The sequence below is a fragment of the Parvibaculum lavamentivorans DS-1 genome (genome assembly GCF_000017565.1).
Classification (GTDB): domain Bacteria; phylum Pseudomonadota; class Alphaproteobacteria; order Parvibaculales; family Parvibaculaceae; genus Parvibaculum; species Parvibaculum lavamentivorans.
This window is the reverse complement of sequence record NC_009719.1, coordinates 155,983-168,680: the sequence shown is the minus strand read 5'-3', so window position 1 is coordinate 168,680 and position 12,698 is coordinate 155,983. Positions and strand designations below refer to the sequence as shown.

Below are 12,698 nucleotides of genomic sequence, written 5' to 3'. Positions count from 1 at the left end.
GCCGTTTTCACGTCCATGAGGACTTTTGCCGCTTGGAGGATTGGTGGAGCCAGACGGAATCGAACCGACGACCTCTTGCATGCCATGCAAGCGCTCTCCCAACTGAGCTATGGCCCCGCAGTGTAGTCCGGCGCGGGATGGGCCCCCGCGCCGACGGTGGCGGAACTTAGGGCCCCTCTTTCCCGCGATCAAGAGAAAGTTCGCCGATTCCGCATTTCATCAATTGACCCTGATCAATCGTCGTCGCCGCCTTTGCCCCCGCGGACTATGCCGGAGACATCGTCATCCTCATCCTCATCATCCGGCAGGAATGCATCATCGGCGTCATCATCTTCGACATCGACGTCATCAATATCGATATCGTCCTCCACATCCGCCGCCAACTCATCGTCTCGCATGGCATCCAGCGAGACATTGCCGTCGTCTTCATCCTCGATGGGCGCACGTTTGATGGGCTTTTCTTTCGGCTTTTCCGCCGGCTTGGCGCGCTTGGCCTTGACCCCACTGTCCGGCACATATTCGTGCTTGCACTTGGGGCATACGACCGGATTCTTGTTCAGATCGTAAAACTTCGCGCCGCAGCTCGGGCAATCGCGCTTTGTTCCCAACTCCGGTTTCGACAAGCTTGGCACTCCCAGCGTCAATATCGCGTCTCGAAGCGCTCCCCACGAGAGCGCATATCTGGTCTTGAAGGATTTTCCCATTGCCACGTTAAATTGCTCCTGTCAAAACCTATTCGCGATGCGCTGCGATACAGAAAGCGGTGGTTCGCCCCACAAGCCGGGATGGGCCCGGCCACGTGCCCCCACATAGCTCGGATACGGACCTCAATTGGCCTCACCATCCAATCATTCGGCCTCAAGTCTCACCGCTGAGCCGTCCGGCGCCCTTTTGGGCTCCATCACGGTGCCTGGAGACAAGTCGATCTCCCACAGGGCACTCATTTTTGGCGCGCTCGCTGTCGGCGAAACGAGGATCGGAGGTCTGCTGGAAGGTGAAGACGTACTGGCGACAGCGGAAACCATGCGGCGGCTGGGCGCGGAGGTCGAAAGGCATGCCGACGGCACATGGTCGGTCCATGGAGTGGGCGTCGGAGGGCTGAAAGAGCCGGACCAACCGCTCGATTTCGGCAATTCAGGCACCGGTGCGCGGCTGGTCATGGGTCTCGTCGCCGGACACCCGATTACGGCGACCTTTATCGGTGACGCTTCGCTTTCCCGGCGGCCCATGGGCCGGGTCATTGCACCCCTGACCGAAACGGGGGCGACTTTCCATGCCCGCGAGGGCGGCCGGCTGCCGCTGACACTGACCGGCGCGGGCCGTGCACTTCCCATCACGTACCGGCTGCCCGTCGCTTCGGCGCAGGTCAAATCGGCGGTCCTCCTGGCCGGTCTCAATGCACCGGGGGTGACGACTGTCATCGAAGAGACCCCGACACGCGACCATACCGAGCGTATGTTGCGCGCGTTCGGCGCCCATATCGAAGTTGAGGACGGCCCACGCGGCCTCATCGTCATTCGGCTTACGGGCGAGCCAGAACTCAAGCCCTGCAGGATCTCGGTGCCGGGCGATCCTTCGTCGGCGGCGTTCCCTGTCGTGGCCGCCCTGCTGACACCGGGCTCGGAGATCACCGTCACGGGCATCACCCTCAATCCACACCGGGCAGGGCTTTATACGACGCTCATGGAGATGGGCGGCGATATCGAGGTCATGAACCAGCGCGAGGAAGGCGGCGAACCTGTCGCCGATCTCAGGGTGCGCGCGAGCCGCCTCAAGGGAATTGAAGTGCCGCCCGCGCGCGCAGCCTCGATGATCGACGAATATCCGGTACTCGCGATTGCCGCCGCCTTCGCCGAGGGAGAAACCCGAATGCTCGGCATTCACGAATTGCGGGTGAAGGAAAGCGACCGCATCGCGGCAACGGCTTCGGGCCTTCGCGCCAATGGCGTGAAGGTGCATGAAAGCGACGACGGCATGGTCGTCGAGGGCCGCAGTGGCGAAGTCGGCGGCGGCGGCCATGTGGCCACGCATATAGACCACCGTATCGCCATGTCCTTTCTCGTCATGGGGCTTGCGGCCCAAAAGCCGGTGACCGTAGACGATGCCGCCATGATCGCGACAAGCTTCCCGAATTTCACAGGACTTATGCGGGGTCTCGGCGCAAGCTTTGTCGGACGCGCGCAGTGAGCCGGGCAGCGAGCACCATCATCGCGATCGATGGCCCTGCCGCTTCCGGCAAGGGGACGCTCGCTCGGCGGCTCGCTCGGCACTACGACTTTGCCTATCTCGACACGGGGTCGCTTTATCGGGCGGTGGGCCAAGCGGTATTGGCGGCGGGCGGCAGCCCCGCCGACGAGGCGGCGGCCCTCGCGGCGGCCGAGGCGCTCGATGTCAACAGAATCGACGAGATGGCCATCCGCAGCAGAGAAGCAGGCGAAGCAGCCTCCGTCGTGGCCGCAATGCCCAAGGTCCGGGCGGCCATCCTTCATTTCCAGCGCGATTTCGCGGCAAATCCGCCGGGCGGCAAAGCAGGGGCGGTCCTGGACGGACGCGACATCGGCACGGTCGTCTGCCCGGATGCAAGGGCGAAACTATTCGTGACGGCAAGCCCCGAGGTCCGGGCGCACCGGCGCTGGCTCGAACTCAAGGGATCGGGGTCGGCGGCCAGCGAGGCACAAATTGTGGACGATATTCGCGACCGCGACCGGCGGGACGCCGAACGGACGGCGAGCCCCATGAAGCCGGCGGAGGACGCATACTTGCTCGACACCTCCAATTTGAGTATAGAAGCGGCGTTCGGCGCAGCCGTCGCGATCATAGACAAAGCAATGAGTTAAGTGCGTTTTCGCCTGCTGGCGACCGCGCCTTTTCCTGTTGGTTCGGAACTGACCGCGCGGGTGCTTTCGTGCGTTGTTTCAACCTCTAACAGACACAGCCCAAATCCACTTGCTCCCGAACGCCTCACGATTTCGGGGGAAGACCCACGGATCCAACCGTCGGCCGGAATAAAGCATCGTCAGGAGACTTTACACATTGGCTAGCACAGCAAGCGCGCTCAATCCGAGCCGCGAAGATTTCGCCGCCCTTCTCGAGCAGTCCTTCATGGACAGCAACATGCAGGAAGGCTCCGTCATTAAAGGGACGGTTGTCGGCATCGAAAACGATCTTGCGATCATCGATGTGGGCCTCAAGACCGAAGGCCGCATCGCTCTCAAGGAATTCGCAACTCCCGGCAAGCCGGCCGCGCTGAATGTCGGCGACACGGTCGAGGTCTATCTCGAACGCATCGAAAACGCGATGGGCGAAGCAGTGCTCAGCCGCGAGAAAGCCAAGCGCGAAGAGAGCTGGGTTCGTCTGGAAGTTGCCTTCGAAAAGCAGGAGCGCGTCGACGGCCAGATATTTGGTCGCGTCAAAGGCGGCTTCACCGTCGATCTCGACGGCGCCGTCGCCTTCCTTCCTGGCAGCCAGGTCGATATCCGCCCCGTGCGCGATGTGACCCCGCTCATGAACATTCCGCAGCCCTTCCAGATCCTCAAGATGGACAAGCGTCGCGGTAATATCGTTGTCTCGCGCCGCGCCGTTCTCGAAGAAACCCGCGCCGAACAGCGCCAGGAACTCGTCGAGAACCTCAAGGAAGGCCAGGTGCTCGAGGGCGTCGTCAAGAACATCACCGATTACGGCGCGTTCGTCGATCTCGGCGGTGTGGACGGCCTGCTCCACGTGACGGATATCGCATGGCGCCGCGTAAACCATCCGACGGAAGTTCTCTCGATCGGCCAGACCGTGAAGGTGCAGGTCATCAAGGTGAACCACGAGACGCAGCGCATCTCGCTCGGCATGAAGCAGCTCGAAGCCGATCCGTGGGAAGGCGTCGAGGCGAAGTATCCGCTTGAGGCGCGTTTCAAGGGTCGCGTCACAAACATCACCGATTACGGCGCGTTTGTGGAACTCGAACCCGGCGTCGAAGGCCTTGTCCATGTTTCTGAAATGAGCTGGACGAAGAAGAATGTGCATCCGGGCAAGATCGTTTCCACCTCGCAGGAAGTGGAAGTGATGGTGCTGGAAGTCGATCCGGTCAAACGGCGTATTTCGCTTGGCCTCAAGCACTGCATGGACAATCCGTGGGCAACTTTCGCGGAACGTTTCCCGGTCGGCACTGTCGTCGAAGGCGAGATCAAGAACATCACCGAGTTCGGTCTGTTCATCGGCCTCGATGCGGATGTCGACGGCATGGTGCATATGTCGGATCTCGACTGGAACAGGGCCGGCGAAGAAGCCATGGCCGATTATCAGAAGGGCCAGGTCGTCAAGGCTCAGGTTCTTGATGTCGACACCGAGAAGGAGCGCATCTCGCTTGGCATCAAGCAGCTCGGCGGCGACCCGATGGAAAGCCTCGGCGAGCTCCGCAAGGGTGCCGTCGTGACCTGCACCGTCACTGGCGTTACCGACAACGGCCTCGAGGTCTCTGTCGGCGACGACAACATGACGGCCTTCATCCGCCGCGCCGAGCTCGCGCGTGACCGTGCAGACCAGCGCCCCGAGCGTTTCGCCGTGGGCGACAAGGTCGACGCCCGCGTGACTCAGTTCGACCGCGCCGGACGCAAGATCCAGCTTTCGATCAAGGCGCTGGAAATTGCGGAAGAGAAGGAAGCCGTGGCTCAGTATGGCTCGTCGGATTCAGGCGCGTCGCTTGGCGACATCCTGGGTGCTGCCCTCAACAAGGCGAGCACCGACGACAAATAAAGCGGTCCCGGGGGAGCGGCAGCGCCGTTCCCCCGGAATCACTCGTTTGAGAATGTCTCCGCACGGTGAAACTGCTTACACTTTTCCTCGTCGCGCTCTAAGCTCCGGACCCTACACCGCCTTGCCCGGAGGAATGCACGTGCCACTCGACGCGGACGCAATCACGGACAGGCGACGTCTCAAGCGTCGCCTCTTTTTTTGGCGCGCCGGCGCGATCGTCGCGGTCGCCCTCGCCCTTCTGGTGCTCGCGGCCGAAAGCGGCATCTACCTCCCGCGCGCCCATATCGCTCGTGTGACCATCGACGGCGTGATCGTGCATGATCGCTACCAGAACGAGATGTTCAAGAAACTCGCCGAGGATTCCAGCGTACGGGGGGTCATTCTGTCCATCGACAGTCCGGGGGGCACGACCACGGGCGCGGAAGCTCTCTACGAAGCCGTTCGAGAGCTGGCTGAAAAAAAGCCGGTTGTGGCTGTGCTGGGCACTGTGGCCGCGTCGGGGGGTTATATTGCCGCCCTCTCCGCCGATCACATCGTATCGAGGGGCAATACGATTACCGGCTCTATCGGTGTCGTCTTTCAGTGGGCGCAGCTCGAGAAGTTGCTTGGCAATATCGGGGTGGAAGTACGAGAGGTGAAATCCTCACCGCTCAAGGCTGAGCCGAGCCCCTTCCATACAACGAACCCCGAAGCACTGAAGGTGACCCGGGAGCTGATCGACAGTTCGTATGACTGGTTTCTGCGTCTCGTCACAATACGGCGCGGGCTGGACGAAGCAACGGCGCGGATGGTAGGCGACGGGCGGGTCTATACCGGTTGGCAGGCGGTCGAGAACGGCCTGGTAGACGAATTAGGCGGAGAGGACGAAGCAATCGCCTGGCTCGCGAAGGAACACAAGATCGACGCCAGCCTGCCGGTGAGAGACCGCACGCCCGCTTATCCCGATCTCGGTATGGCGAGTTTCACCGGGAAGGCACTGGGTGAAGCGGCGGTCACGGCGATAGACGGTCTGACCGGAAAAACACAACAGACAAAAAGACTTACACTTGACGGTCTGACCAGCGTTTGGCAACCTGACCGCTAAATCAAGGGGTTCCCGGTCGCTTCCGGTGGCGAAGACGGGAGTGGCATGGACGAAGCCGGGGGACGCAAAAGATATGATTAAATCCGAACTCGTCGCCCGCCTCGCACAGGCCAATCCTCACCTCTATCAGCGCGACGTCGAACGCATTGTCAGCACCATATTCGATGAAATCAGTGCTGCGCTCGCACGCGGCGACCGGGTGGAACTTCGCGGTTTTGGCGCCTTTTCGGTAAAAAGCCGCCCCGCGCGGACGGGCCGCAACCCGCGAACCGGTGAGCCGGTCCATGTCGATGAGAAGTCGGTGCCGTTCTTCAAAACGGGCAAGGAACTGCGTGAGCGCCTCAATAATGCCGACATCGCTGACGACAAGCTTATGGTCGATGATAGCGACGACGGCGACGACTGAGACTGGGTCGCCGCCCTCTCATTTTCTGAACTGGAATGATGACCGTGAAGCTCTTGCGCTGGATTGTGCTGCCGCCGATTGTTCTTCTGGTGATGGCGCTCGCGGTCGCGAACCGGGGATCTGTGACCTTCAGCCTCGATCCGTTTGATTCCATCTCGCCGTCAATTGGTCTCGAGGTACCACTCTTTCTGATCGTCCTCATATCCGTTCTGGTGGGCATTCTGATCGGCGGCATGGGCGCATGGACGCAAGCCAAACGAAAGGCCGCGCGAAGCAAGGCCTCTTTACCGGAGACAAATGGGCTACCTGTCTTGCGCGAATAGTTCAAAATACCGCCCGAGCGGGTGCTTTATCTGGTATAAGGCGCCGGAAAATCGAAGGGCAAGTGCCTGATGAAACTCGAAAACCCCATATTCTGTGCGTTGGACACGACCGATATCGGCCGTGCGGTGGCGCTTGCGCGCGATCTGAAGGGGAGCGTGGGCGGCGCGAAGCTGGGCATGGAGTTTTTCAACGCGCACGGGCCTGAGGGTTACCGGGCTGTCGCGGAGACCGGGCTGCCGATCTTTCTCGATCTCAAGCTTCACGACATCCCGAATACCGTCGCGGGAGGCATCCGCGCAGTGCTGCCGCTGCGGCCGGCCATCGTCAATGTCCATGCGGCAGGCGGCGCCGCGATGATGCGCGCGGCGGCGGATGCGGCAAGGGAGGCCGGTGATGCGCGGCCCCTCCTCATCGCCGTTACCCTGCTGACGAGCCTCGATGCCTCGGACCTTGCGGATACCGGCGTCACGGGAAGCCCAAGCGACCATGTGCGCCGGCTGGCGGCGCTTGCTGCAGGAGCGGGGCTCGACGGCGTGGTCTGTTCCGCACATGAAATTGAAGCGCTCAGGCGCGACCTGGGACCGGACTTCAAGCTCGTGGTGCCCGGTATCAGGCCCGAGAAGAGCGATGTCGGCGACCAGAAGCGCGTGATGACGCCCTCGCAGGCTCTTGCGTCCGGAGCCGATGTACTGGTGATCGGCCGTCCGATCACGGGTGCCGGTGATCCGCGAGCAGCTGCGGACGAGATCAATCGCTCGCTCGCCGCGTGACGTCATGAGCGTCCAGGTAAAAATTTGCGGGCTTTCCACACCGGAGACAATCGAAGCATCGGTATCCGCCGGTGCGGACTATCTGGGTTTCGTATTTTTTTCCAGAAGCCCTCGTCATTTGAGCTATGAGCTGGCGGCCCGGCTTTCGGGATACGTTCCCGCTTCCGTCCCCAAGGTGGCTTTGACGGTCGATGCCGATGACGCGATGCTCGACGCTGTCGTAGAAGCGCTGCGGCCAGACATTCTGCAGCTCCATGGCGACGAAACGCCGCAAAGGCTGGTCGAAATCAAGGCACGATACGGCCTCACGCTCATGAAAGCGATCTGCGTTGCGCAGCCGGAAGACCCTTTAACGGCGGCTATTTACCGAGATTCCGCCGATTTGTTGCTGTTCGATGCCAAACCACCTAAATCTATGGCGGGCGCATTGCCCGGCGGGAATGGCCTCGTTTTCGACTGGTCGCTGATTGCGGGCCACAGGCCGGAGACGCCCTGGATGCTATCCGGCGGGCTCAACGCGGAGAACGTCGCCGAAGCTGTCCGAATCACGGGCGCGGAAGCCGTCGATGTTTCATCCGGTATCGAGGAAGGGCCCGGCCGGAAAACACCGGAACTTATTGAAGCTTTTATCCGGGCGGCAAAGCGCGCCTGACCGGCACCCGTCAAGAGAGAGAAAGTCGTGAGCGTCAACAAAGCTAATTCCTTCCGCAGCGGACCCGATGAACGGGGCCGTTTCGGTATTTTCGGCGGACGATTCGTTGCCGAGACGTTGATGCCGCTCGTTCTGGAACTCGACAAGGCCTATGCAGCGGCGAAAGCCGATCCGGCGTTCCAGGCCGAAATCGATTTCATGCAGCGCGATTATGTCGGCCGGCCGAGCCCACTCTATCTCGCAGCACGCCTGACCGAGCATTTCGGCGGGGCGAAGATCTATTTCAAACGCGACGAACTCAATCACACGGGCAGCCACAAGATAAACAACTGTCTTGGCCAGATACTGCTGGCGCGGCGCATGGGGAAGACTCGCATCATTGCGGAGACAGGTGCCGGGCAACATGGTGTCGCGACTGCCACCGTCTGCGCGCGTTTTGGCCTGCCCTGCGTGATCTACATGGGCACCACGGACATAGAGCGGCAGAAGCCGAATGTCTTCCGCATGAAGCTCCTCGGCGCGGAAGTCGTTCCCGTCACGTCCGGGACCGGCACGCTGAAAGACGCAATGAACGAGGCGCTGCGCGACTGGGTGACGAATGTCGAGAATACCTACTACCTGATCGGCACCGTCGCAGGGCCACACCCCTATCCCGCCATGGTGCGCGACTTCCAGTCCGTGATCGGCGAAGAGACAAAAAAGCAGATGCTGGAGCGCGAGGGCCGGCTACCGGACTCGCTTGTCGCCTGCATCGGTGGCGGCTCCAACGCCATGGGCCTTTTCCATCCATTCCTCGATGACCCTTCGGTGAAAATATACGGCGTGGAAGCGGCCGGCCATGGCCTCGAAACCGGCGAGCATTGCGCCTCTCTCAAGGGCGGCGCGCCGGGCGTGCTGCACGGCAATCGTACCTATCTGCTCCAGGACGATGACGGGCAGATCAAGGATGGGCATTCGATTTCAGCAGGTCTCGACTATCCCGGTATTGGCCCTGAACATGCGTGGCTTCACGAAACAGGCCGCGCGGAATACGTCTCCGCAACCGATCGGGAGGCGCTTGCCGCATTCCAGCTCTGCTCGAAACTTGAAGGCATCATTCCGGCGCTTGAACCGGCGCACGCGCTCGCCTTCGTAACAAAGATCGCGTCCGCTCTTCCGAAAGATCACCTGATGGTGATGAATATGTGCGGCCGTGGGGACAAGGACGTCTTCGCCGTCGCCGATCATCTGGGGGTAACGCTGTGACGACACGGCTCGAAAAACGGTTCGCGCAATTGAAGGGCGAGGGCCGCGCAGCCTTCATCGCCTTCATCACAGCAGGTGATCCGGACTTTGAAACCTCGCTCGGGATTCTCAAGGGGCTGCCGGCTGCGGGCGCTGACGTGATCGAACTGGGCATGCCCTTCACCGATCCGATGGCGGATGGCCCTGCCGTCCAGGCGTCCACTCAGCGCGCGCTTCGCGGCGGTGCGCGCATGACAAAGACACTTGAACTCGTACAAAAATTCCGCGAGGAGAACACGGAAACGCCGATCGTGCTGATGGGCTATTACAATCCCATCTATCACATGGGTGTCGAAAACTTTCTTGCGAAGGCCATTGATGCCGGAGTGGATGGCTTGATAGTCGTCGATCTTCCGCCGGAGGAAGATGACGAGCTATGCGAACCTGCGTTGAAGGCAGGATTGAATTTCATTCGTCTGGCGACACCTACAACCGATGACAAGAGATTGCCCGCCGTTCTCGCCAACACATCGGGCTTTGTCTATTACGTTTCGATCAACGGCATTACCGGGTCCGCAAGTCCACAGGCGCGGAACGTGGCGGAAGCCGTGGCGCGAATCAAACGGCACACCTCTTTGCCGGTCGCGGTCGGCTTTGGCATTCGCACTCCCGAGCAGGCAGCGGAAATAGCGCGTTCAGCCGACGGAGCGGTGGTTGGTTCAGCAATCGTAGACGCCATCGCTCACGAACTCGACAGCAGCGGCAAGATCAGGCCGGAGGCCGTCGAGCGAGTGCTCGGTTTTGTCCGGTCGCTGGCAGACGGCGTTCACACCGCGCGTGCGGCTACGGCAGAATAGGAAAGAGCGTATGAACTGGATCAACAACGTCGTCCGCCCGAAGATACAGCGTGTTTTCACCAAGAAGTCGACGACTCCCGACAATCTCTGGCACAAGTGTCCGTCCTGCGGCGAGATGATTTTCCATCGCGATCTTGATGCGGCGATGCGCGTCTGTCCCAACTGCGACCATCATATGCGCCTCGGTACCAAGGAGCGCTTTGCTTCGCTATTCGACAATGACGAATACCAGACGATCTCCATCGATGCGGTTGCTCTCGACCCGCTCAAGTTCCGGGACCAGAAGAAATATCCAGATCGCCTGAAAGAAGCGCGGGCAAAGACTGGTCGCGAGGACGCTGTGACCGTGGCGCACGGCCCGCTCGACGGAGTCGAGACCGTAATCGCTGTTGAAGATTTCTCCTTCATGGGCGGCTCGCTTGGAATGGCGGCGGGCGAAGCTATTATCCGGGGCGCTGAAACGGCTCTCGAGAAAAAACTTCCCTATATCCTGCTCACCGCAGCTGGCGGCGCGCGCATGCAGGAAGGCATTCTCTCGCTGATGCAAATGCCCAGAACGACAGTCGCTCTGCAGCTTCTGCGTGAAGCGGGCCTTCCTTTCATTGTCGTCTTGACGGACCCCACAACCGGCGGTGTACTCGCATCCTACGCCATGCTCGGCGACGTGCACATCGCCGAGCCGAAAGCACTGATCGGCTTTTCCGGACGCCGCGTCATTGAACAGACAATCCGTGAAAAACTTCCAGAGGATTTTCAGTCAGCCGAGTTTCAATTCGATCACGGCATGGTCGACATGATCGTTCACCGCCACAAACTGAAAGACACGCTGGCTCGGCTGATACGTCTGATGACCCATCGTCCGCGCAGCGCGAGGCAGCAAAACGCTAACGTGCCGATGGCGGTGGCCACTCAGCGGGCACCGTGAGCGACGAAGCCCTCACATCGAGTGATCTCATTCTGGAGAGGCTTACAAAGCTTCATCCAAAACTCATCGATCTTTCTCTGGACCGTACGTGGCGGCTTCTCAATTCTCTCGGCAATCCGGAGCGGGCATTGCCGCCTGTGTTTCATATAGCCGGGACCAATGGGAAGGGCTCCGTCTCTGCCTATCTTCGCGCCGCGCTCGAGGCTGGGGGATACCTTACTCACAGCTATACCTCGCCGCATCTTGTCCGCTTTCATGAGCGTATTCGGCTTGCCGGCCGCCCCCGAAGCAGCGCGATTTCGGAGCAAGACCTTTCGAGACTCCTCGATGAATGCGAGCGTGCAAACAATGGGGCGCCGATCACGTTTTTCGAGATCACGACAGCGGCCGCACTTCTTGCATTTTCACGCGCTTCGGCAGACGCCCTCATTCTTGAGGTCGGCATGGGCGGGCGCCTGGATACAACAAATGTCGTTGCCAAGCCGGCCGTCAGCATCATCACCCCGGTCGATCTCGACCACCAGGCGTTCCTTGGCAATACGATCGGATCGATTGCGTCCGAGAAGGCGGGAATTCTTCGACCCGGCGTAGCCGCTGTCATCGGCCCACAGGTCGATGAAGCTTTCGCTGCAATCGAGGCCGCTGCGGACAGGGTGGGCGCACGTCTCTTCATTCATGGGCAGGATTTCACCGCGCATGAGGAAGGCGGCGCGCTGACCTATCAGGATGAGGCTGGACTCCTCGACCTGCCCTTGCCGCGCCTCCCCGGACGGCATCAGATCGACAATGCGGGCGTTGCCATATGTGCGCTACGCCAGGCAGGCATGCTTCCGCTTGAGCGCGAGGCGATCGCCAGAGGAATGAGGGAAGTGGAATGGCCGGCCCGGCTGCAGCGACTCACGACCGGGCCGATATTCTCGCACCTCCCCCCGGAGGCGGAAGTGTGGCTGGACGGCGGGCACAATCCGGCGGCGGGGCGTGCGGTTGCGGAAGCAATGGCGGACCTTGCAGAGCGCGAACCGGAGGGCGAAGGCCGGCCGTTGATACTGATTTGCGGAATGCTCGACACGAAGGACGCCGCAGGCTTCTTTGCGCCGTTCCGGGGGCTTGTTTCGCATGTCGAAACCATTGCCATCCCGGGCGCTGACGCGGGCTTACCCGCCGACAGGCTTGCCGCGGCTGCGCAGGAAGCGGGACTGGACGCGACACCCGCCGCACATCTCGACCAGGCCCTTGAAAGAGTTGCGGTCGCTGCGGGAAGAGCAATGCCGCGCCTGCTCATCTGCGGTTCGCTTTACCTTGCGGGTCACATTCTCAAGGAAAACGCCTGAACAAAAAAGCCGGCCTGAACAGGCCGGCTTTTACTTGCTCTCAAAAGGTAGCGCTTAGAGCGAGTTGTCGATCCATTCGACAATCTTGCCCTTCGGCAAGGCGCCGACTTTCGTCGCGGCTACCTGTCCATCCTTGAAAATCATCAGCGTCGGAATGCCGCGAACGCCGTACTTGGTCGGCACGTTTGGATTCTCGTCGATGTTGATCTTGGCGATCGTCAGCTTGCCGCCGTAGTCTTTCGCGATTTCTTCCAGAGCCGGCCCGATCTGCTTGCAGGGGCCGCACCATTCCGCCCAGAAATCGACCAGAACAGGTCCGGCCGCATCAAGCACATCGGCTTCAAACGATGCATCGGTCACTTTGTTGGTCGCCATATTTTCT

14 protein-coding genes and 1 tRNA gene are annotated in these 12,698 nt (G+C 60.9%); 12 read left to right on the top strand and 3 right to left on the bottom strand.

Annotated features, from left to right (window positions below; genetic code table 11):
* Positions 1–41: 41 nt before the first annotated feature.
* Positions 42–117, bottom strand: a tRNA-Ala gene (locus PLAV_RS00800).
* 116 nt (positions 118–233) lie between these two features.
* Entirely contained in the window at positions 234–704 is a 471-nt protein-coding gene (locus tag PLAV_RS00795; RefSeq protein WP_342612912.1) for a TIGR02300 family protein, read from the bottom strand.
* Between the two features lie 127 nt (positions 705–831).
* Between PLAV_RS00795 and aroA the strand changes: the two genes are divergently transcribed.
* The 12 genes from aroA (at position 832) to PLAV_RS00735 (ending at position 12,316) form a co-directional block, all read left to right on the top strand.
* A complete protein-coding gene (gene aroA, locus PLAV_RS00790; RefSeq protein WP_011995065.1) occupies positions 832–2,187 on the top strand; it encodes a 3-phosphoshikimate 1-carboxyvinyltransferase in 1,356 nt (451 codons plus the stop codon).
* The gene (gene cmk / locus PLAV_RS00785; protein WP_011995064.1) at positions 2,184–2,837 is read left to right on the top strand and encodes a (d)CMP kinase; all 654 of its coding nucleotides are present in this window, start codon (positions 2,184–2,186) and stop codon (positions 2,835–2,837) included. The genes aroA and cmk overlap by 4 nt, the downstream gene beginning before the upstream one ends.
* A gap of 196 nt (positions 2,838–3,033) precedes the next feature.
* Positions 3,034–4,743, top strand: coding sequence for a 30S ribosomal protein S1 (rpsA, locus tag PLAV_RS00780; protein ID WP_011995063.1), 1,710 nt, complete (start codon positions 3,034–3,036; stop codon positions 4,741–4,743).
* Between the two features lie 139 nt (positions 4,744–4,882).
* A complete protein-coding gene (gene sppA / locus PLAV_RS00775) occupies positions 4,883–5,827 on the top strand; it encodes a signal peptide peptidase SppA (protein ID WP_011995062.1) in 945 nt (314 codons plus the stop codon).
* 73 nt (positions 5,828–5,900) lie between these two features.
* Positions 5,901–6,233, top strand: a complete 333-nt coding sequence (locus tag PLAV_RS00770; protein WP_011995061.1) for an integration host factor subunit beta — start codon at positions 5,901–5,903, stop codon at positions 6,231–6,233.
* A gap of 35 nt (positions 6,234–6,268) precedes the next feature.
* Positions 6,269–6,556 (top strand): LapA family protein, encoded by a 288-nt coding sequence (locus PLAV_RS00765; protein WP_011995060.1) that lies wholly within the window; start codon positions 6,269–6,271, stop codon positions 6,554–6,556.
* A 69-nt stretch (positions 6,557–6,625) separates the two neighbouring features.
* Positions 6,626–7,327, top strand: coding sequence for an orotidine-5'-phosphate decarboxylase (pyrF, locus tag PLAV_RS00760; RefSeq protein ID WP_011995059.1), 702 nt, complete (start codon positions 6,626–6,628; stop codon positions 7,325–7,327).
* Between the two features lie 4 nt (positions 7,328–7,331).
* Positions 7,332–7,979, top strand: coding sequence for a phosphoribosylanthranilate isomerase (locus tag PLAV_RS00755; RefSeq protein WP_011995058.1), 648 nt, complete (start codon positions 7,332–7,334; stop codon positions 7,977–7,979).
* 27 nt (positions 7,980–8,006) lie between these two features.
* The gene (trpB, locus tag PLAV_RS00750) at positions 8,007–9,224 is read left to right on the top strand and encodes a tryptophan synthase subunit beta (RefSeq protein WP_011995057.1); all 1,218 of its coding nucleotides are present in this window, start codon (positions 8,007–8,009) and stop codon (positions 9,222–9,224) included.
* Positions 9,221–10,060: a tryptophan synthase subunit alpha gene (gene trpA, locus PLAV_RS00745; protein WP_011995056.1), complete on the top strand. Its 840-nt coding sequence runs from the start codon at positions 9,221–9,223 to the stop codon at positions 10,058–10,060. The genes trpB and trpA overlap by 4 nt, the downstream gene beginning before the upstream one ends.
* 10 nt (positions 10,061–10,070) lie before the next feature.
* On the top strand, positions 10,071–10,985 hold the full coding sequence (gene accD, locus PLAV_RS00740; protein WP_011995055.1) for an acetyl-CoA carboxylase, carboxyltransferase subunit beta: 915 nt from the start codon (positions 10,071–10,073) through the stop codon (positions 10,983–10,985).
* Positions 10,982–12,316, top strand: coding sequence for a bifunctional folylpolyglutamate synthase/dihydrofolate synthase (locus tag PLAV_RS00735; RefSeq protein ID WP_011995054.1), 1,335 nt, complete (start codon positions 10,982–10,984; stop codon positions 12,314–12,316). Before accD ends, PLAV_RS00735 begins: the two co-directional genes overlap by 4 nt.
* 54 nt (positions 12,317–12,370) lie before the next feature.
* Here PLAV_RS00735 and trxA read toward each other — a convergent pair whose 3' ends face one another.
* Positions 12,371–12,691 (bottom strand): thioredoxin TrxA, encoded by a 321-nt coding sequence (gene trxA, locus PLAV_RS00730; RefSeq protein WP_011995053.1) that lies wholly within the window; start codon positions 12,689–12,691, stop codon positions 12,371–12,373.
* Between the last annotated feature and the right edge of the window lie 7 nt (positions 12,692–12,698).

Excerpts from the sequence above, each read along its gene's own strand:
- PLAV_RS00795 (WP_342612912.1), bottom strand. The coding sequence starts at position 704 with ATGGGAAAATCCTTCAAGACCAGATATGCGCTCTCGTGGGGAGCGCTT.
- PLAV_RS00770 (WP_011995061.1), top strand. The coding sequence starts at position 5,901 with ATGATTAAATCCGAACTCGTCGCCCGCCTCGCACAGGCCAATCCTCAC.
- PLAV_RS00765 (WP_011995060.1), top strand. The coding sequence starts at position 6,269 with ATGATGACCGTGAAGCTCTTGCGCTGGATTGTGCTGCCGCCGATTGTT.
- pyrF (WP_011995059.1), top strand. The coding sequence starts at position 6,626 with ATGAAACTCGAAAACCCCATATTCTGTGCGTTGGACACGACCGATATC.
- PLAV_RS00755 (WP_011995058.1), top strand. The coding sequence starts at position 7,332 with ATGAGCGTCCAGGTAAAAATTTGCGGGCTTTCCACACCGGAGACAATC.
- accD (WP_011995055.1), top strand. The coding sequence starts at position 10,071 with ATGAACTGGATCAACAACGTCGTCCGCCCGAAGATACAGCGTGTTTTC.
- trxA (WP_011995053.1), bottom strand. The coding sequence starts at position 12,691 with ATGGCGACCAACAAAGTGACCGATGCATCGTTTGAAGCCGATGTGCTT.